This is a genomic window from Rhizobium sp. L9 (assembly GCF_002531885.1).
GTDB lineage: Bacteria > Pseudomonadota > Alphaproteobacteria > Rhizobiales > Rhizobiaceae > Rhizobium.
This window is the reverse complement of the sequence record NZ_NWSZ01000025.1, coordinates 1-20,000: the sequence shown is the minus strand read 5'-3', so window position 1 is coordinate 20,000 and position 20,000 is coordinate 1. Positions and strand designations below refer to the sequence as shown.

Genomic DNA, 20,000 nt, shown 5'->3' with positions numbered 1-20,000 from the left:
CTTGTCAACAGGGATTTTCAAATGGAGCGGTGCGCCCGGCTTCGGACCAGCGCCAGCTGGTGCGAATGAAAAACGGCCCGGGGAGGCCGGGCCGTTTTTCTCTCGTAATCCTAAGCCTGCGCCTTTCGGCGGGATCGGTTATTCGCCGTGCTTCCAAAGCGCATGAAAATGCTGCACCGGGCCATGTCCGGAGCCGACAGTGAGACTGCTGGCGGCGGCGACTGCATCGGCAAGGTAATCCTTCGCAATGGCGACGGCTTGCTCGGCCGATGCGCCCTTGGCAAGCTCGGCGGCCAGTGCGCTGGAGAGCGTGCAGCCAGTGCCGTGCGTATTTTTCGTCGGCACTCGCCTGGCCTCGAACCAGTGCAGGCCGTCGGCCGTGGCAAGCACGTCTGGGCTCTCGTCGCTGCCGAGATGGCCACCCTTGACCAATACGGCGGCGGGGCCAAGCGCGCGCAGCCGCTCGGCCTGCGCCGCCATCTCATCGCGATTGGTCGCGACCGGCAGGTGCAACAGGGCCGCGGCCTCGGGCAGGTTCGGGGTCAGGAGGGTTGCGAGCGGCAGCAGCCGCCGGGTCAGCACGTCGACCGCTTCGGGCGCGAGCAGGGCGGCCCCACCCTTGGCGATCATCACCGGGTCGAGAACGATGGGGATTCCCCGTCGATCGGCAAGGGCTGCGGCGACAGCCTCGGCTATGCCGGCATTGGCGATCATGCCGATCTTGACGGCGTCGACGCGCACGTCGGCGAAGACGGCATCGATCTGGTCGGCGACGAATTGCGGCGGCACCAGATGCACGCCGGTCACCCCTTGCGTGTTCTGTGCCGTCAGCGCGGTCAGCACTGCCATGCCATAAACGCCGCGGGCGGCAAAGGCCTTGAGATCGGCCTGGATGCCGGCGCCGCCGGAGGGATCCGAGCCGGCGATGGAGAGAACATTGCGGATCATGGGCGGACCTTTCGGATTTCTGCGGCGATGCGGCGGGCGGCGGCCTCGGGGTCCGGCGTGCCCGCAATGGCGGAGACGACGGCAAGCCCTTCGGCTCCGGCTGCAAACACTTCCGCCACATGCTCCGCCTTGAGGCCGCCGATGGCGACGGACGGCACCGGCGATGCCTTCACCAGCCTGGCAAGACCATCAAAGCCGACCGGCTGCTTGTGGTCGGCCTTGGTCGGCGTCGCAAAGACAGGTCCGACGCCGGCATAATCGACAATATCAGGGTCGACGGCGGCAGCGAGCCGGGCTGTTTCCACCGAGAGACCAAGGATCATCTCGGGTCCGATCATGTCTCGTGCCCTGCGCGCATTCATATCCTCCTGGCCGACATGCAGGCCATCGGCGCCGATCGCGACCGCAGCCTCGACATCGTCATTAACGATGAGGAGGGCGCCGGTTCCAACGAGCGCCTCTCTCAAGGCGCGGCCGGTCTCGATCATGCTGGCCGTGCCGGCATGTTTGTCGCGCAACTGCACCATCGTCGCGCCGCCGGCAACGGCAAGCCGCGCCGTCTCGATCATGCCGATTCCGGCGCAGAGATCGGGATCGAGAACGAGATAGAGCGAAAGGTCGAAGCGCTTCATGCGACCGATACCCTTGCCCTGGCATCGAGCGTTTCGGCGTCGATCGCAGCCAGCGCATCGAGGAAGCGCCAGGAAAAGGAGCCCGGGCCGGCGGCGCCGAGCGCTGCATCTTCGCCGGCGACGGCGAAGGTCGCAAGCGCGGCGACAGTCGCGCCGAAGAGATCTTCGGGCGCGGTCGCGGCAAAGGCGCCGACGAGGCAGGTGAGCGAGCAGCCGAGCGCGGTGACCTGCGGCATCAGGGCCGATCCGCCCGCAATACGGACTGCCCTTGCGCCATCGGTGACGAAATCGACAGCACCGGTGACGGCGACGATGGTCCGCTGCCTCTCCGCCAGCCGCCGTGCCGAATCCTCCGCCTGTTCGACTGGATCGCGGCTGTCGACGCCCTGACCACGGCTCTCGCCGCCGGCAAGCGCGATGATCTCGGAGGCGTTGCCGCGGATAATCGTCGGGCGAAGCTCGAGAAGGTCGGCCACCGCGGCGCGACGGAAGCCCGTGGCGTAATGGGCCACCGGATCGAGCACCCAGAGTTTGCCGGCCGCATTGGCGGCCTTGGCAGCCCCCTGCATGCCTTCGAGCCATTGCGTCGAGAGCGTGCCGATGTTGATGGTCAAAGCATTGGCGATGCCGGCGAATTCGCTGGCTTCTTCAGCGGCATGCACCATGGCGGGCGAAGCGCCCGCGGCCAGCAGGACGTTGGCCGCGATATTCATCGCGACATAATTGGTGATGCACTGAACGAGCGGCGGCTTTTCGCGCATCGCCTTCAGCATGGCTCCCGACGTGATCTTGCTCTGCATGGTGCCCCTTTCAGGCGGGGGCGGGCGCGGGGCGCTGCTCTTACGGCGGTGCCCCGAGCGACTCCCTCCGCCGGCATTATCCGGTTCAGGTTCGAAGGGTTCTTCTCAGCCCGTCTGTCGACGAACGCCCCTGTCTCTCATCACGCTCTTTTTCGCAGAGAAGGGCGCGGCTGTCACTCCGAAAGTGAGTATTCCGGTATTTCGGAGCGGCTGCCCTTGGGCGTGGACATTGCTGGAGGCCTTCCCAGCGCAATCCTGAAGGCATCCAATTTTGCCTAACTCAAATCATGCAGCCCCGTCGTAATAGCCTGGCTGATTGAAAACTCCGAAAATCTAACCCTCAAACCACTCCGCTCCGGCGTACAGGCTGTCGGCCCGACCTCATAGCGATCGGCAGCCGGGAAGGGTGCTAGCCGCAGCAACGGCCAGCGGCTACCGTCGCGGGAGCCCTGGATGCGCACGGCGCCGTTTGCGACAGTCACACGGATGCGGAAATCCTCCAATTCCTTGAAGGGCTGCGACACCGACCAGTCTGACTTTCCGTCGGTGACGACGGTGCTGAGGAAGGCTTCGCCGTCGGTGAATTCGACGCCTGTTTTCACCCAGCGGCTCTCGTCGATGCGTACCATCAGGCCGGCCTGATCGTAGAGGGTGCGGAATTCGCCCTGGACGCGGATCTGTGCGGTGAAGCTGTCGCCGGTGGGAAAGGCGAGGAAGTGGCCGGTGTCGCGGGTGAAGCCGTAATAGGTCTCGCGCCAGAAATCGGTCTTTTCGCCTGTCGTCATCGTCAGGCCGGTTTCGTCGGCGTGCCAGCTGGCCGGCTCGTTCAGCCATTTCCCGTCATTGAAGTCGATGCTCATTCGCTTCTCCCTTCCTTAATCTTGCCGCAGGGCAGTCGTCTCACTTGGCGTATCACGCAGGCCCCGTGCGGAGAACTAGCGCAGCTGAAGATGGTGCTTTCCGGAAACGCGCCATCCGCGGCTGCATAATCGACCGCTCATGCTTGACACGATAGCTTCAGCTTCTATTCTTTTACAAAAATATGAATTACATAATTGTGGAACTAAATCGGGAGCTCTCATATGAAAACATTCGCCGCATTCCTTCTCGGCACCGCGCTCGTCGCCCTGCCTTCGACCCTGCTCGCTCAGGAAAAGGGCGGCGTCATCAATGTCGCGACGATCGGCGAGCCGCCGACGCTCGATCCGATGTCGTCGACGGCTGATCTCGTCGGCATCGTCACGCAGCATATTTTCGAGACGCTCTACACTTTCGACAAGAGCTGGAACGTCACGCCGCTTCTCGCTGAAAGCCTGCCCGAGATCAGCGCCGACGGCAAAACCTATACGATCAAGCTCAGGACTGGCGTCAAGTTCCACGACAATACCGATATGACGTCCGAGGATGTGGTCGCTTCGCTTACCCGCTGGATGAAGATCGCCTCGCGGGGCAAGCAGGTTGCCGGCTTTATCGACAAGATCGCGGCTACCGATCCTTCGACGGTTACGATCACGCTGAAGCAGCCCTATGCGCCGCTGACCTCGCTGCTCGCCTTCAACAATTCGGCGGCGATCATCATCCCGTCCGAAAAGCAGGACGAGCCGATGAAGGAGTTCATCGGCACCGGTCCCTATATGCTGAAGGAACGGAAAGCCGACCAGTATATCCAGCTTGTCCGCTTCGATGGGTATAAGCCGCGCTCCGGCGAGAGCGATGGCTATGGCGGCGCGCGTCATCAATATCTTGATGAAATCCGCTTCGTGCCGGTGCCGGACCCGAACACCCGCGTCGAGGCCGCCGTTTCCGGCCAGTATGATTATGTCGACTCGATTCCTGTCGAATCCTACGACAAGCTGAAAGCCTCGACCGCCTCGCAACCGGTCATGCTGAAGCCCTTCGGTTACCCTGTCTTCGTCTTCAACACCAAGGAAGGTGCTGCTGCCAACGTCGAGGTGCGCAAGGCGATCCGCCAGGCGCTCAGCATGGAAGACATGCTGGCGGCGGCTTTCGGCAGCAAGGATTTTTATGCGCTCGACGGCGCCATCTATCCGAAGTCCTTCGCCTGGTCGACCGATACCGGCGCCGAGGGCGCCTATAACGTCGCCGATCCGGAAGGGGCGGCCGCGGCCGCCAAGAAAGCCGGCTACAATGGCGAGCCGATCCGCATCCTGACCAGCCGCCAATACGAGTTCCATTACAAGATGGCGCAGGTCGCCGCCGAATATCTGAAACTTGCCGGCTTCACTGTCGATATGCAGGTGGTGGACTGGGCGACGCTAACCCAGCGCCGCACCGATCCGAAGCTTTGGGATATCTACATTACCCACAGCCCCTTCTTGCCGGAGCCGGCGCTCATCGGCTCGCTGTCGACGAGTTCGCCCGGCTGGTGGGACACGCCGGCCCGCAAGGCCGCGGTCGATGCCTTCACCTCCGAAGTCGATCCGAAGAAGCGCGTGGCGCTCTGGGCCGATGTCCAGAAGGCCGTTTATACAGACGCACCCTTCATGAAGATCGGCGATTTCAACGCCGTCTCGGCGAAGTCGGTCAAGCTCGAGGGCGTCGATCCGGCTCCGTGGCCATATTTTTGGAACGCCTCGGTCAAGAAGTAAGCATCACCGCCGGTGCCGCCCTTCGGGACCGGTGCCGGTCATCTTTTCTGCCGCATCTGCAAGGGCTTGAAGGCCGGCATTCATGATACGCTACATCCTCCAGCGCCTGTTCGGCATGATGGTCGTGATGTTCCTGGTCGTCACGATCGTCTTCGTCATCGTGCGCGTGACCCCGGGAGATCCGGCCGCTATCATGCTCGGGCCGGATGCGACGCCGCAGGATATTGCCGATCTCCGGGCCCGGCTCGGCCTCGATCAGTCGCTCGGCCTGCAATATGTCTATTACATAGGCGAACTGCTGAAGGGCGATCTCGGTCAGTCGATCTTCCTTAACATGCCGGTCACATCCGCGCTCATCGACCGGGCCGAGCCGACTTTCTTCCTGACGCTGTTTTCGCTTGCCATCGCCAGCGCCGTCGCCCTGCCGATCGGCATCTATGCCGCCTATCGGCGCGGGTCCTTCATTGACCAGGCGGCAACGACGCTTGCCATGTTCGCTGCCAGCATTCCAAGCTTCTGGCTCGGTCTCATCCTGATGCAGTTCTTAGCTGTCCGATTCAATCTCTTCCCGGTCTCCGGCTATGGCGGCCCGGGCTCGACTTTCATCGACCGGATGTATCATCTGACGCTGCCGGCCTTTGCGCTCGGCATCGTTTCTTCGGCGCTGATCCTGCGCTTCACCCGTGCCTCTATGCTCGATGTGCTCGGCGACGATTATATCCGCACGGCGCGCGCCAAGGGGCTAATCGAGCGCAAGGTCATCCTCAAGCATGCGCTGAAGAATGCGCTGATCCCGATCCTGACGGTGCTCGGCCTGACGGCGGCGGTGCTGATCTCGGGCGCTGTCGTCACCGAAACCGTTTTCGGACTGCCGGGTGTCGGCAATCTCGTCGTTTCGGCGGTGCTGCGCCGCGACTATCCCGTCATTCAAGGGGCGCTGCTCGTCATCGCCGCCCTCTACGTGCTGATCAATTTTGCGATCGACATGCTCTACCTGCTGGTCGATCCGAGGGTGCGCTACTGATGGCCGATGCCGCAATCAAACCCGTCGAAAGCGAAGGCAGCAAGTTCGTCCGCCGCCTGATGAAGCGCAGGACGGTGGCCTTCGGCCTGCTGATCCTGACGGTCTTCGTGCTGCTGGCGGTGTTAGCGCCGGTGGTCGCGCCCTATTCGCCGTCGAAGCTTTCCATCGTCAACCGTCTGAAGCCGCCGAGCGGCACCTTCTTTTTCGGCACCGACGAGTTCGGCCGCGACGTCTTCTCGCGCACGATTTTCGCCGGCCGCCTGTCGCTGCTCGTCGGTGCGGCTGTTGTGGCCTTGTCGGCCGCCATCGGCGTGACGCTCGGCCTGCTTGCCGGCTTCTTTCAAAAGCTCGATACGCCGATCGCCCGGCTGATCGACGCGATGATGGCCTTTCCGGATATCCTGCTCGCCATCGCCCTCGTCGCCGCTCTCGGCCCGTCCTTGACGACGGTCATCATTGCGCTGTCGATCGTCTACTCGCCGCGCCTTGCCCGTATCGTCCGCGCCTCGACGCTTGTCATTCGCGAACTGCCCTATGTCGAGGCGGCGAGGGCGCTCGGCATCTCGACCTTCCACATCATGACGCGGCACGTGCTGCGCAATCTGCTGTCGCCGATCCTGGTGCAGGCGACCTTCCTCTTCGCCAGCGCCATGCTTGCCGAAGCCGGTCTCTCCTTCCTCGGCCTCGGCGTCAGCCCCGAAATCCCGACCTGGGGAACGATGATCGCTGCCGGCCGGCAATATATCGGGCAGGCCGACTGGATGACCGTTTTCCCCGGCGTGGCGATCGTCCTCTCGGTGCTGTCGCTGCAGATGGTCGGCGACGGCCTGAGAGACATGCTCGATCCAAGACTTCGCAAGGACCTTTAATCCGCCGACCAGAGGTCGCCCAATCTAATCCGCCAATAGAAATTCGCATGACAGGAGTTCGCGTGAATCAGTTCCCCGCCGCCGCCGGCAAGGTCGAGAACTCGCCTTACCAACGGTTAGCCGCGCTCGGCATAACGCTGCCGCCGCCACCGCCGCCGATCGCCAATTTCGTGACGCATGTGCTAGAAGGCAACATGCTCTATCTGTCAGGCCAGGGCCCGCGCGAGGCCGATGGCTTCCTGCATGCCGGCAAGGTCGGCGGCGGAGTTGGTGTCGAGGAAGCTTACCGACATGCGCGGCTGACCGGCATCAACCTGCTTGCCGTCATGCATGAAGCGCTTGGCGATCTCTCCCGCGTCAGGCGGGTGGTCAAGCTGCTCGGCATGGTGAATGCCGTGCCCGAGTTCGAGGATCATCCGAGCGTCATCAACGGCTGCTCGGATCTGTTGATCGCCGTCTTCGGCGCGGCCGGCGAACATGCCCGCTCGGCCGTCGGCTTCAGCTCGCTGCCCGGCAATATCACCGTTGAGATCGAGGCCATCGTCGCCTTGCATTGCTGAACGTGCTTTCGTGTTTGGAGTGGTCTTCGGAAGACTTTTTTCTATTTTAGCACGCATCCTTCCCCCGGCTGCTCGACACTGCCACATGGTCGCGCCATGTTCTGCCCTTCCTCCCAGACTTCCGGAGATCTTCATGCCCGATGATATCAGACCTTCGCTCGGCCTTCGTCCCGTCATCAATGTGTCCGGCACGATGACCAGCCTCGGCGCCTCGATCGTCGTTCCGCAGGCGATCGAGGCGATGGCAGCGATCCTGCCTCACTTCGTCGAAATCAACGACTTGCAGCGCAAGGCAAGCAGCATCATCGCCCGGCTGACCGGCGGCGAGGCGGGTTTCGTCACCGCCTCCTGCTCGGCCGGAATTTCGCTTGCCGTCGCCGGCGCAATCACCGGCGACAATCTGCTGGCGATCGAGAAACTCCCGGACGCCGTGCCGGAGAGGAACGAGGTCCTGGTGCAGATGGGCCATGTGGTAAGCTACGGCGCGCCGGTCGACCAGGCGATCCGGCTTGCCGGCGGCAAGGTGGTGCTTGTGGGACAGGCGACCTCGACGCATCGTTTCCACATGGAAAAGGCGATCACCGACAAGACGGCTGCTGCCGTCTTTGTCGTTTCCCATCATGTCGTCGATTATGGCCTGCTGAACCTCAAGGAATTTATCGAGATCGCCCATGCCAGGGGCATTCCCGTCATCGTCGATGCGGCCTCGGAATATGACCTGAGGACCTTCCTGGAGCAGGGGGCCGATATCGCGCTCTATTCCGGCCACAAGTTTCTCGGCGGCCCGACCTCGGGTATCGTTGCCGGCAGCAAGGAACTGGTGCGGCACGCCTTCCTGCAGAATATGGGGATCGGCCGCGGCATGAAGGTCGGCAAGGAAAGTATCTTCGGCGTCATGGCGGCGCTGGAGGCGTGGGAAAGGCGCGATCATGCCGGCATCCGCGAGCGCGAGACCGGCTATCTCAATCTTTGGAAGAAGACGCTCGACGGTCGCCCCGGCGTCACCCCGCTGATCGAGCCCGACCCGACCAACAATCCGCTCGATCGGCTGCGCCTCATCGTCGATCCCGAAGAGGCGCATATCACCGCCTGGGATCTGGCCGATGCGCTCGCCAAGGGCAGTCCGCCGATCATCGTGCGCGATCATGAGGTGGAGCACCGCTATTTCTATCTCGACCCCTGCAACCTGCATCCGGGCGAAGAGATAATCGTCGCAAACCGTCTTGCTGAGGAGCTCGACAAGGCGCGCGCCTCCAACGAGATCATCGCCACACCGATCGAAAACCGCAGCCGGCACCGCTTCGACGGATTGCTGCGCTGGCCGGATTGATCGACCGTTCTCATCCGCCGCAAGAGGAGCCGATATGGCCAACGCCCAAGCCCAGCCGATCGAGAGATTGAGCCCCGTTCTTTCCGTCGACCGGCTGACTACGTCCTTCCTGGTCGACGGCGCCTGGAAACCGGTCGTGCGCGACGTCTCCTTCACCGTCGCGCCCGGTGAAACTGTGGCGATCGTCGGCGAATCCGGCTCGGGCAAGAGCGTCACCTCGCTGTCGATCATGCGGCTGCTGCAGGCGGAGACGAGCCGCATCGAGGGCCGCGTCATGCTCGGCGGCCGCGACCTGCTGGCCCTGCCGGAACATGCGATGCGGCAGGTGCGCGGCAATGAGGTGGCGATGATCTTCCAGGAGCCGATGACCTCGTTCAATCCGCTCTTCACCATCGGCAATCAGATCTCCGAAGCGCTGCTCTGCCATTCCGCTATGAGCAAGGCCGATGCCAGGGCCGAGACGATCAGGCTGCTGGAAAAGGTCCGTATCCCCTCAGCCGCCTCGCGCTTCGACGAATATCCGCATCGTTTTTCCGGTGGCATGCGCCAGCGGGTGATGATCGCCATGGCGCTCGCCAGCCGGCCGAAACTCTTGATCGCCGACGAGCCGACGACCGCACTCGACGTGACGATCCAGGGGCAGATCCTCGATCTCATCAAGCTGCTGCAGGAAGAGGAGGGGACTTCTGTTCTCTTCATCACCCATGACATGGGCGTCGTCGCCGAGATCGCCGACCGGACCGTGGTGATGTATCGCGGCGAACAGGTGGAAAGCGGCGCCACTGCCGATATCTTTCACCGCGGCAAACATCCCTACACAAGGGCGCTGTTGTCAGCCGTGCCGGTGCTCGGCTCGATGCAGGGCCGGCAGAGGCCGCTGCGCTTTCCCGTGGTTAACACCGCGACGGGCGAATCGGACATTCCCGCCGAGGCTGCCGATACGGTCGCGGCGAAGCCCGTCCTGCAGGTGAAGAACCTCACCAAGCGCTTCGACATCCATTCCGGCCTTTTCGGCCGGCTGACCAGCCGCGTGCACGCGGTCGAAAACGTCTCCTTCGATCTTCATGCCGGCGAGACGTTGTCGCTCGTCGGCGAATCCGGCTGCGGCAAATCGACGACGGGGCGAGCCATCATGCGCCTGATCGAGCCGCAGGCGGGTTCCGTTCTCGTCGAGGGCAGGCAGGTGCTCGGCCTCGACAGGAAGGAGCTGCGCGAGATGCGCAAATCCGTGCAGATGATCTTCCAGGATCCCTTCGCCAGCCTCAATCCGCGCATGACGGTGGGGGCTGCGATCGCCGAACCCTATCTCGAACACGGGATGGGCAATGTGAGACAGGCGAAGGAAGTCGTTGCCGATCTGCTGGTGAAGGTCGGCCTGTCGCCGGATATGGCCGGGCGTTATCCGCATGAATTTTCAGGCGGCCAGCGCCAGCGCATCTGCATCGCCCGGGCGCTTGCGCTGCAGCCGAAGGTTATCGTCGCCGACGAAAGCGTTTCGGCGCTCGACGTCTCGATCAAGGCGCAGGTCATCAACCTGATGCTGGATCTGCAGCAGAGTCTCAACCTCGCCTTCCTGTTCATCTCGCATGACATGGCGGTGGTCGAGCGGGTCAGCCACCGCGTGGCGGTGATGTATCTCGGCGAGATCGTCGAGATCGGCCCACGCGCCGCCGTCTTCGAAAATCCGCAGCATCCCTATACCAAGAAGCTTATCGCCGCCGTGCCGGTGCCAGATCCCGACCGCCGCCACGAGAAGCGGATGGCGGCGAACGACGAGATCAAGAGCCCGATGCGCCCGGTCGACTACGCCCCTCCGATAGCCTCCTATCGCGAGGTCGGGCCGGGCCATCTGGTCATGGCCGAGCGCTCGTCCGGGCTGGGAGTTGCCTAACGGATCAGCGGCGCATAAAGCAGATGCGGAGACAAATGCTTGGAAAGCCGCACCGATGAACAAGACAGAGTATTTTTCGACGCTCGGCGGCCTGCCGCCGCAGACCCAACTGCTTTCCGGTAAGGCCGTTTTCACCACGGCTTACGCGGTCATCCCCCGCGGCGTCATGAGCGATATTGTCACGAGCCTCCTTCCGCATTGGACGGGAACGCGGGCATGGGTGCTCTCACGGCCGCTTTCCGGTTTCTCCGAAACCTTCTCGCAATATGTGATGGAAGTTCAGCCGGGCGGCGGAAGCGACCGGCCGGAGCCCGACAAACGAGCCGAAGCGGTGCTCTTCGTCGTCGAAGGCGGCATGACGGTTGAGCTCGAGGGCGTCAGCCATGCGCTGCGCGCCGGTTCCTTCGCCTATCTTCCGGCCGGCTCGGCTTGGCGCCTCAAAAATGATGGTTCGACCGTGGCAATCTTCCATTGGGTCCGGAAGGCATTCCAGGAAGTCGAGGGGCTGGAGCCGCCGCCGGCAATTTTTACGCATGAGGATGATCACCCGATCCAGGCCATGCCCGACACCGACGGCCGCTGGGGCACGACCCGCTTCATCGATCCGGCCGATGTGCGCTACGACATGCACGTCAATATCGTGACGCTGGAGCCGGGTGCTGTGATCCCCTTCATGGAAACGCACGTCATGGAGCACGGCCTCTATGTGCTGGAGGGCAAGGCGGTTTATCGTCTGAACCAGGATTGGGTCGAGGTCGAAGCCGGCGATTTCATGTGGCTGCGCGCCTTCTGCCCGCAGGCCTGCTACGCCGGCGGTCCCGGCCGCTTCCGCTACCTGCTCTACAAAGATGTCAATCGGCATATGAAGCTCTGGTAAGCGGCTTCGCATAGGCCGCACACGAGGCATGCCCGCACCTGTCCGGTTGCTTGACAGCTCTCCGGTTAACACGCATCGTCCTTCGATGCGGGATATGGATTCATGGCTGTCGGAGAAGAACGAAATCAACCGAAGAAACGCTGCCGAAGCGGTCTTCGAAGATATCCGCACGGCCATTGTGGATCAGAAACTGCCGCTCGGAAGCCGTCTTCCCTCGGAGGTGCAACTGGCCGAACGCTACGGCATCAGCCGGGCGATCGTGCGTGAAGCGCTTCGCTCCCTGCAGACGCTGGGCTTCACGCAAACCCGAACCGGCCGGGGCACCTTCATCGTTTCGGACAGCCCCGCGCGGCAGCTCGGCGGCGGCGCCTATTCCGCCCGCGACCTGATGGAAGCGCGGCCCTGCATTGAAATCCCGGCAGCCGGCTGGGCGGCATTGCGTCGTTCGGGCGAGCAGCTGGCCCGGCTGACATCCTTGTGCGACCGAATGGATGAGGAGGAGGATGTCCAGAAATGGGTGCGGATGGACGCGGCCTTTCATGGAGAAATCGCGGAGGCTTCAGGCAATGCGATCTTCCGGAAAGTCGTCGCCGATGTTCGCGGCGCGCTCTCGACGCAGTCGGAACTGGTCGAGCATGTTCGCGGGCGGCGCCAAAGGTCCAATGCGGAGCACCGCCGAATTCTTGAAGCAGTTGCTGCAGGCAGCGAGCAGGATGCGCGGGCGGCGATGGCGGAGCACCTGCTGGAGGTGAAGCGCTCCATCATCGGGATTTCCGATGAAAGGCGAACTGCCCAGAAGGCATGATTTCAAATTTACGCCCGGATATCCCGTGCGGCCGATCGAATGCAAGCGATGAACGATCTAGAAAACTGGCTGTCCGATTCCGCGACCCTCAGTCGCAAAAGCGCCTCGGATCTTGTGTTCGAGGAATTGCGCAGCCTGATCCTTTCCGGCCGTTTTGCCGCCGGTTCGAAACTTCCGTCAGAAGCCAAGCTCGCTGCAAAATATGGCGTCAGCCGACCGATCGTGCGGGAGGCGCTGCGCTCGCTGCAGATTTTGCGGCTGACGGAGACACGAACGGGCAGCGGCACATATGTGCTTGCGGCTGCCGGCGACGGAGACATCAGTTACGGCGATTATTCGGCGCGTGATCTGAGGGAGGCGCGGCCTCACGTCGAGGTGTCGGCCGCCGGCTGGGCGGCGCTGCGTCGAAACCATGACGAACTGTCCGGGTTGCTCAGGCTTTGCGACGAGATGGAGCAAGAGGAAAATACCGAGGCCTGGGTCCAGCTGGATTCGGAGTTTCATGGACTGATCGCTGCGGCATCGAAGAATGCCGTCTTCCGCGATATCGTCGATGAGGTTCGGGAGGCGATGGCGCAGCAATCCGGCCTTCTTACGGTGTTGGGGCCGCGGCGGCAGGAGTCGAACGATGAGCATCGCGCAATCGTCGAGGCCATCCGCGCAGGCTCGGACATCGAAGCCCGGGCCGCGATGGAAATCCATCTCCAAAAGGTGGAGGCGGCGGTCAATCGCATCATCGGCGCCGAACCGCGCTGAGCGGCGCCAACGCTATCGGAGCCTTCTACACACCGTTGCGTCCGCATCGGTAGCTGCCGGTGGGCGAACCGGCTTCCATTTATGCACATCCTCGAACGAAGGAGCTTGACGGAGGTGTATGTTTCCATTTATTCGCTAAACCTGTCAGACCGCATAGCAGATTGACATGTTGTCGGAGCTGCGCGGAGGGCGGCCGGGGAGGCTGCCGAACCCAGGAGAGGGAGGAGAAATGACAGTGATGGAATCCACCAGAACCGAGGCCGATGGGCAGATTTTCGCCGAGGAGGATCTCGGTTACAAAAAGGCGCTGAAGCCGCGGCAGATCCAGATGATCGCCATCGGCGGAGCGATCGGCACCGGGCTGTTTCTTGGCGCGGGCGGGCGGCTTGCCGCTGCCGGTCCGGCGCTTGTGCTGGTCTATGCCTTGTGCGGCTTTTTCGCGTTCCTCGTTCTCCGGGCTCTCGGCGAACTGATCGTGCACCGCCCGACCTCCGGTTCGTTCGTTTCCTATGCCCGTGAATTCTACGGCGAAAAGCTCGCCTTCGCGGTCGGCTGGCTCTACTGGTTGACCTGGGCGATGACGGCGGTCGCCGATGTCACCGCCGTGGCTCTCTACATGAATTTCTTCAAGGCCTACGTCCCATGGATCGCCATGATCGATCAGTGGGTCTTTGCGCTGGCGGCGCTGGTCCTCGTTCTCGCCATGAACCTTCTGTCGGTAAAGGTGTTCGGCGAACTGGAATTCTGGTTCAGCCTCGTCAAGGTTCTCGCTTTGGTCGTCTTCCTGCTCGTCGGGGTCTACTTCGTTGTGACCGGCACGCCGATCGACGGCCACGCTCCGGGCCTCAATACGATTGTCGACTTCGGCGGCATGTTCCCGAACGGAATCCTGCCCGCGCTTGTGGTGATCCAGGGCGTGGTTTTCGCCTATGCCTCGATCGAGCTGATCGGCACCGCCGCGGGCGAAACCGAAAACGCGCGCAAGGTCATGCCGCGCGCGATCCGAGCGGTCGTGCTGCGCCTGGTGGTCTTTTATGTGGGCTCGGTTCTGCTGCTGTCGCTGCTGCTGCCCTATACCGCCTATAAGGGCGGCGAGAGCCCGTTCGTGACCTTCTTCGGCAAGATCGGCGTCGAGGGCGCCGACGTCGTCATGAACCTCGTCGTGCTGACCGCGGTCCTGTCGTCGCTCAATGCCGGCCTGTATTCGACCGGCCGCATCCTGCATTCCATGGCGATTTCGGGCTCGGCGCCGGCCGCGCTGGCGAAGATGAACAGATCCGGCGTGCCCTATGGCGGCATTGCGGTGACGGCTGTCGTAACCGCCTTCGGCGTCGTGCTGAACGCCGTCGTTCCGGCAGAAGCGTTCGAGATCGGCTTGAATGTCGCCGCGCTCGGCATCATCGCGGCATGGGGAGTCATTGTTCTGTGCCAGCTCAAGCTGTGGCACCTGTCGCGTCAGGGCAAGCTGGTGCGGCCCGAATTCCGGATGTTCGGCGCGCCCTATACCGGCGTGCTGACGCTCGGCTTCCTTGCGGTCGTCGTGATCCTGATGGCGCTGGATTATCCGGTCGGCACCTACACGGTCGCGTCGCTGCTGCTGATCATTCCGGCGCTGGTGGTCGGCTGGCTTCTGATGCGGGAGCGCATCCACATGATCGCGGCCGAACAAGGCGACGATCGCGGCGGTTTCGATCTGGCCTGACCGGCGCGACAGCAAGGCTTGCCCCGGCGCCAAATGCCGCCGGGGCCGCTTCAATGGAGAGAGAAATGATCCCGAGTGAGGATTTCGTCGTCACCGACCGTGGCGGCATCGTCGAGAACCGCCATCGCGTCCATGCGGCTGTCGTTGATGCAGAAGGCCGGCTGCTTTATGCGCTGGGAAACCCGACGCGCCTGACGCTTGCCCGGTCTGCCGCCAAGCCGGCCCAGGCGCTCGCCATCCTGGAGACGAGTGGGATCGAGCGTTACGGCTTCGATGACGCGGATCTCGCGCTAATGTGCGCTTCGCACAGCAGCGAAGAGCTGCATATCGCGCACACGCGGACCATGCTGGCGAAGATCCGGGCAGAAGAGGCCGATCTTCGCTGCGGCGGCCATCCTTCCTTGTCCGAAACCGTGAATCGCGCCTGGATCAGGCAGGACTATACGCCGACGGCGGTCTGCAGCAACTGTTCGGGAAAACACGTTGGAATGATTGCAGGCGCCCGGGCCATCGGCGCGGGCGTCGAAGACTATCACCTGCCGGATCATCCGATGCAGGTGCTCGTGAAGCGTACAGTCGCCGAACTATGCGATCTTGATCCGCAGGACGTCGAATGGGGGATCGACGGATGCAATCTGCCGACGCCCGCTTTTCCGTTGGATCGCCTGGCGCGCCTCTACGCTAAGCTTGCTTCGGCAGCAGATCGGGGCGAGGGGCAGGAGGGTTTGTCGAGGCGAGACGCAGCACTCGCTCGCATTTTCCGGGCGATGGCGCGCCACCCCGAAATGGTCGCGGGCGAGGGGCGTTACTGCACAGTGTTGATGCGCGCGTTCAACGGCGCGCTGATCGGCAAGCTCGGCGCCGATGCCAGCTATGCAATCGGTGTGCGCGCCTCGGATGACACCAGGCAATTGGGGGCGGATGGGGCGCTCGGCATTTCGGTCAAGGTCGAGGATGGCAACATCGAAATCCTCTACGCGGTTGTGACGGAAATCCTCGATCAGCTCGGCATCGGTTCGCCCGAACTCCGCCGAGAGCTTGCAACGTTCCATCTTCCCAAGCGGGTGAACACCATGGGTGTTTCGACCGGTGGCGTGTCCTTTCCGTTCAGGCTGCGCATACCGGAGCCGGAGGGGGAGTAGTCCAGTCCTGCAGCTTTGATACAATGACGCTTCCGGACGCGGCAATTCTGCCGCGCCTTAACCGATCATCTCTCCGGCCTGCCGCCGCATTTCAGGTCCGCAGCGCCGCTTTCGAAAGTCCAGCCATGACTATCTCCGATATTGCGAAAATCCGCGTCGAGCATGACCTGATCGGCGATCGCGAGGTGCCGGCCTCGGCCTATTATGGCGTGCATACGCTGCGTGCGGTCGAGAATTTTCCGATCACCGGTCAGACCCTGCGGGAATCGGCGGACCTGATTGCGTCGCTCGCTGCGATCAAGCAGGCGGCGGCCCAGGCCAATGCAAGCCTCGGCCTTCTGGACCGGGCGCGCGCCGACGCCATTATTGCGGCTTGTATCGAGATCCGCGACGGTGCACTGCACGACCACTTCGTTGTCGATCTGATCCAGGGCGGCGCCGGCACCTCAACCAACATGAACGCCAACGAGGTGATTGCCAACCGGGCGCTTGAAATCATGGGATATGGGCGAGGGGATTATCAGCACCTGCACCCGAACGAACATGTCAATCTGTCGCAATCCACCAACGACGTCTATCCTACGGCCCTGAAGCTCGCTGCATGGATCGGCGTTCATCGTCTCGTCGACGCCATGGCGATTCTGCGGCGATCGTTCGAGGCCAAGGCGATCGAGTTTGCCGACGTCCTCAAGATGGGCCGCACCCAGTTGCAAGACGCCGTGCCGATGACGCTGGGGCAGGAATTCGGAACCTATGCGCTGATGCTGGCAGAGGACGAGGCGCGCCTCTTAGAAGCCGTCTCGCTGATCCGCGAGATCAATCTTGGCGCCACGGCCATCGGCACCGGCATCACGGCCCACCCGCAATATGCAGCGCTGGTGCGCGAGCGCCTGTCTGAGATCGTCGGGGTCGATCTGGTGACGTCGCCGGATCTGGTGGAGGCGACGCAGGATTGCGGATCCTTCGTGCAGCTGTCGGGCGTCCTCAAGCGCGTCGCGGTCAAGCTGTCCAAAACCTGCAACGACCTGCGGCTTCTGTCTTCGGGGCCGCGCGCCGGGCTGAACGAGATCAACCTGCCGGCGCGCCAGGCGGGTTCGTCGATCATGCCGGGCAAGGTCAACCCGGTCATCCCGGAAGTCGTCAACCAGGTGGCTTTCGAGGTCATCGGCAATGACGTGACGATCACCATGGCGGCCGAGGCGGGCCAGCTCCAGTTGAATGCTTTCGAGCCGGTGATCTTCTACAGCCTCTACCGCAGTCTCAGCCACCTGACCAATGCCTGCCTGACGCTCGAGGCCAACTGCATTCAAGGCATCACCGCCAACCGTGACCGGCTGCGCCAGACAGTCGAGCACTCGATCGGCATCGTGACGGCGTTGAACCCCTATATCGGCTATCGCAATGCCACGGAGGTCGCGCTGGAAGCACATCATTCGGGGCGGGGAGTCTATGAAATCCTTCTCGAACGCGGCCTGATGCAGAAGGAGCATCTCGATGCGGTCCTGCGCCCGGAAACGCTGACGCGGCCAAGTGAGAAGCTTTCCTTCTCATAAGGCATGCGGCTCATTTGCACTTGCGAAGACCGGCCCATGAAGCTCTGGTCGCTTCATGGGCCGGGCAACACTCATATGTGCGCGGTCACGCCGCCCTTGCTTGCGGCTTGGCAGCCTTGACATGCGTTATGCTGCGGCGGCCATCGATGCTGACGGGAACATCGCCATCGACCGTGGCGCGGCGCACGACGCGGTGCTGGTCGCCATAATCGTTGACGGCATAGTGCTGGGTGGCGCGATTGTCCCAGATCGCCACATCCCCGGCTCTCCAGCGCCAGCGCACGGTATTTTCCGGGGCGGTGACGTAGGACTGGAACACCTCGTAGAGTTTTACGGAGTCGCTCTTCGACAGACCGACAAGGCGCTGAACGAAGTTGCCGAGCAGCAGCGATCTTTCGCCGGTTTCCGGATGGACACGCACGACCGGATGCTCGGTTTCGTAGATGGTCGACGTGAAAACTTCCTCGAAATGCTTCTTCTCTTCGGCAGTGGCGCGCGGGCGCACGGCGGCATAATCATAGGCATTGCTGTGAATGGCCCACAAATTGTCAGCCAGCAGTTTGAGCGTCGCCGGCAGGCTTTCGTAGGCGGCATGGGTGTTGGACCAGATCGTGTCGCCGCCGGCCGCCGGGATGACGACGCCGCGCAGGACGGAGAATTTGGGATAGGCGTCGACGAAGGTGACGTCGGTGTGCCACTGGTCCGCTCTGCCGCCGCCGCGGCTGGAATCGAGATTGAGGATGGACGCCGTGCCGGCGACGGGCCCCTGGGTTGGATGCGGCACGAGATCGCCGAGCCGGCGTGCAAAGGCTTCCTGTTCGGAATCGTCAAGATGTCCCTGATCGCGGAAGAAGATCACCTTGTGTTTGAGCAGAAGCTGGTTGATGGCTGCCACCGTTGCGTCCGAAAGATCTCCGCCAAGACGAACACCTTTGATTTCGGCGCCGAGGCGGCCGGTCAGCGGCACGACATCGGACTCGGGTATGATCTGATCGACGAGAACCGGATTGCTCATGAAAATCTCCTGTTGATGTTGGAAGAGTCGGCAGGTCACCTGCACCCGCAAAAGGATTCTTCGGGTGTTCGAAATCTCATCGCTGAAAGTCGACAGGTCTATGGAACCGTATAATCTATAAAATCTGTAGACAATAATTTCTAATTTTGCCTGTTTTCCTGAAACAGCCGTCTTCGATTTCCTCGCCGGGAGGGAGGCTGGCGGCCGCTGGCATTTCTTCGTATCTTCCGCCGGCAACATGGGCTCGCGGAGCAAACATCGTGCTCAAGGCCGTGTATCGGCAAACCCGAAAGGAAAATCGATGGCAACAGTCAAACTTCTGTCGGACCAAGAGGCCGCAGCCATTCCAGCCGTGCAAGCGGTGTTCGACGACATCAGGGCGACACGCAAGACCGATTTCATCAACAATTTCTGGCGTGCACTTGCAAACGATCCGGCAAATCTCAAGCGGGTATGGGAGACGCTCAAATCGGTCATGACCGTCGAAGGCGCGATTGATCCGTTGACACGGGAGATGATCTACATCGCCGTGTCGACGGCCAATGCCTGCCAGTATTGCATTCAATCCCACACCGCAGCTGCCCGAGCCCGCGGCATGACCGATGCCCAACATGGCGAACTTCTGACGATCATCGGCCTTGCCGCGCAGACAAATCATCTCGCTCTCGCCATGCAGGTTCCCTCAGATCCGGAATTCGAGGTGCGGTAGAAAACGACGTTGCAGATCAAGCACATGCAACCATGCGCGACAGGGCGCCCCACGCCGGGGTTTACTCCGGTTTACCTAATCGCGGTCAACGCCTGGATGTGAGATACTGAATATGCGGCAGATCGCCCGATCTGCCCGATTGTTGAGGAGGATGTCCTATGCCACTGTTCATAATCACAGGGTGCTATTCAGCCGCGGCAACAAAGGGAATGATCGCCGATCCATCGGACCGGGAAGCGGCGGCCCGTGCCATCATGGAAGCAGCAGGCGGGAAGCAGCATTCTTTCTACGTCACGACCGGCGAAACCGACTGGATGGTAATCGCAGAATTCCCCGACGGTGTTGACCTGATCCCCGCGCTTCTTGTCGTCGGCGCTTCGGGAGCAGTATCGAATATCAAAACCGTGCGAGCGTACACAGGTGCGGAATTCAAGGCGGCTCAAGAAAAGGCGGGCAAAATCGCATCTGCCTACAAAGCTCCGGCAAAATAAGCAGACCACTCGTTGAATTATCTTGGGCAGCGGATGTTCGATCCGCTGCCGGTTCGTTCCGGCATCGCCTGACAGGCGGAGAGGTCAGGCATTCGGGCAAGAGAGTCATAATCCAAAATTATTGGTCACAGTCCAAGAGTGCTTGACCGAAGTCCAAAATCATCTGGCGACACTCAGAAACAGGACACTTCAACTTTGAACCCACCCCGGTGGAGAAGCTAACCCAAGTGCATCATGCCTGTTTTGCAGGATAGGGGATCACCCATCTTCGCGCAAATGCGCCATAA

At 62.1% G+C, this 20,000-nt stretch carries 19 protein-coding genes and 1 riboswitch; of the genes, 14 read left to right on the top strand and 5 right to left on the bottom strand.

The genetic code is table 11. The features are described from left to right. Positions 1 to 138: 138 nt before the first annotated feature. The 4 genes from thiD to CO660_RS23695 form a co-directional block, all read right to left on the bottom strand. A complete protein-coding gene (gene thiD / locus CO660_RS23710) occupies positions 139 to 948 on the bottom strand; it encodes a bifunctional hydroxymethylpyrimidine kinase/phosphomethylpyrimidine kinase (protein WP_097600763.1) in 810 nt (269 codons plus the stop codon). Then, positions 945 to 1,580: a thiamine phosphate synthase gene (gene thiE, locus CO660_RS23705; protein ID WP_097600762.1), complete on the bottom strand. Its 636-nt coding sequence runs from the start codon at positions 1,578 to 1,580 to the stop codon at positions 945 to 947. The genes thiD and thiE overlap by 4 nt, the downstream gene beginning before the upstream one ends. Beyond that, positions 1,577 to 2,380, bottom strand: a complete 804-nt coding sequence (gene thiM / locus CO660_RS23700; RefSeq protein ID WP_097600761.1) for a hydroxyethylthiazole kinase — start codon at positions 2,378 to 2,380, stop codon at positions 1,577 to 1,579. The genes thiE and thiM overlap by 4 nt, the downstream gene beginning before the upstream one ends. Before the next feature lie 45 nt (positions 2,381 to 2,425). Beyond that, positions 2,426 to 2,522: riboswitch (TPP riboswitch) on the bottom strand. 133 nt (positions 2,523 to 2,655) lie between these two features. Further along, entirely contained in the window at positions 2,656 to 3,240 is a 585-nt protein-coding gene (locus tag CO660_RS23695) for a DUF1349 domain-containing protein (RefSeq protein WP_097600760.1), read from the bottom strand. A 222-nt stretch (positions 3,241 to 3,462) separates the two neighbouring features. On the opposite strand from CO660_RS23695, the gene CO660_RS23690 reads away from it, so the two are divergent. From CO660_RS23690 to aspA, 12 genes are all read left to right on the top strand, one after another. Continuing rightward, a complete protein-coding gene (locus tag CO660_RS23690) occupies positions 3,463 to 4,989 on the top strand; it encodes an ABC transporter substrate-binding protein (protein ID WP_097600759.1) in 1,527 nt (508 codons plus the stop codon). Between the two features lie 82 nt (positions 4,990 to 5,071). After that, complete coding sequence (locus tag CO660_RS23685) at positions 5,072 to 6,013, top strand: ABC transporter permease (RefSeq protein WP_176536360.1); 942 nt, start codon at positions 5,072 to 5,074, stop codon at positions 6,011 to 6,013. Next, the gene (locus tag CO660_RS23680; RefSeq protein WP_097600758.1) at positions 6,013 to 6,882 is read left to right on the top strand and encodes an ABC transporter permease; all 870 of its coding nucleotides are present in this window, start codon (positions 6,013 to 6,015) and stop codon (positions 6,880 to 6,882) included. Before CO660_RS23685 ends, CO660_RS23680 begins: the two co-directional genes overlap by 1 nt. 47 nt (positions 6,883 to 6,929) lie before the next feature. After that, a complete protein-coding gene (locus CO660_RS23675) occupies positions 6,930 to 7,442 on the top strand; it encodes a RidA family protein (RefSeq protein ID WP_097600757.1) in 513 nt (170 codons plus the stop codon). 133 nt (positions 7,443 to 7,575) lie between these two features. After that, positions 7,576 to 8,772, top strand: a complete 1,197-nt coding sequence (locus tag CO660_RS23670; protein WP_097600756.1) for an aminotransferase class V-fold PLP-dependent enzyme — start codon at positions 7,576 to 7,578, stop codon at positions 8,770 to 8,772. A gap of 34 nt (positions 8,773 to 8,806) precedes the next feature. Further along, on the top strand, positions 8,807 to 10,663 hold the full coding sequence (locus CO660_RS23665; RefSeq protein ID WP_097600755.1) for an ABC transporter ATP-binding protein: 1,857 nt from the start codon (positions 8,807 to 8,809) through the stop codon (positions 10,661 to 10,663). A gap of 55 nt (positions 10,664 to 10,718) precedes the next feature. Beyond that, on the top strand, positions 10,719 to 11,540 hold the full coding sequence (locus tag CO660_RS23660; RefSeq protein ID WP_097600754.1) for a bifunctional allantoicase/(S)-ureidoglycine aminohydrolase: 822 nt from the start codon (positions 10,719 to 10,721) through the stop codon (positions 11,538 to 11,540). 85 nt (positions 11,541 to 11,625) lie between these two features. Then, on the top strand, positions 11,626 to 12,345 hold the full coding sequence (locus tag CO660_RS23655; RefSeq protein ID WP_097600753.1) for a FadR/GntR family transcriptional regulator: 720 nt from the start codon (positions 11,626 to 11,628) through the stop codon (positions 12,343 to 12,345). A 48-nt stretch (positions 12,346 to 12,393) separates the two neighbouring features. Then, positions 12,394 to 13,101: a FadR/GntR family transcriptional regulator gene (locus CO660_RS23650; protein ID WP_097600890.1), complete on the top strand. Its 708-nt coding sequence runs from the start codon at positions 12,394 to 12,396 to the stop codon at positions 13,099 to 13,101. Between the two features lie 229 nt (positions 13,102 to 13,330). After that, positions 13,331 to 14,803, top strand: a complete 1,473-nt coding sequence (locus CO660_RS23645; RefSeq protein WP_176536359.1) for an amino acid permease — start codon at positions 13,331 to 13,333, stop codon at positions 14,801 to 14,803. Between the two features lie 65 nt (positions 14,804 to 14,868). Further along, positions 14,869 to 15,945: an asparaginase gene (locus tag CO660_RS23640; protein ID WP_097600751.1), complete on the top strand. Its 1,077-nt coding sequence runs from the start codon at positions 14,869 to 14,871 to the stop codon at positions 15,943 to 15,945. Positions 15,946 to 16,070: 125 nt separating this feature from the next. Then, positions 16,071 to 17,498 carry an aspartate ammonia-lyase gene (gene aspA, locus CO660_RS23635; RefSeq protein ID WP_097600889.1) on the top strand — a complete coding sequence of 476 codons (1,428 nt, stop codon included), beginning with the start codon at positions 16,071 to 16,073 and terminating at the stop codon, positions 17,496 to 17,498. Positions 17,499 to 17,583: 85 nt separating this feature from the next. On the opposite strand, the gene CO660_RS23630 is transcribed toward aspA, so the two are convergent. Beyond that, a complete protein-coding gene (locus CO660_RS23630; protein ID WP_097600750.1) occupies positions 17,584 to 18,513 on the bottom strand; it encodes a TauD/TfdA family dioxygenase in 930 nt (309 codons plus the stop codon). Positions 18,514 to 18,814: 301 nt separating this feature from the next. Here CO660_RS23630 and CO660_RS23625 point away from each other — a divergent pair, with 301 nt between their 5' ends. Together CO660_RS23625 and CO660_RS23620 are read left to right on the top strand one after the other, a co-directional pair. Then, positions 18,815 to 19,222 carry a carboxymuconolactone decarboxylase family protein gene (locus CO660_RS23625; protein WP_088674573.1) on the top strand — a complete coding sequence of 136 codons (408 nt, stop codon included), beginning with the start codon at positions 18,815 to 18,817 and terminating at the stop codon, positions 19,220 to 19,222. A gap of 158 nt (positions 19,223 to 19,380) precedes the next feature. Next, positions 19,381 to 19,713 carry a GYD domain-containing protein gene (locus CO660_RS23620; protein WP_097600749.1) on the top strand — a complete coding sequence of 111 codons (333 nt, stop codon included), beginning with the start codon at positions 19,381 to 19,383 and terminating at the stop codon, positions 19,711 to 19,713. The last annotated feature ends 287 nt before the right edge of the window (positions 19,714 to 20,000 follow it).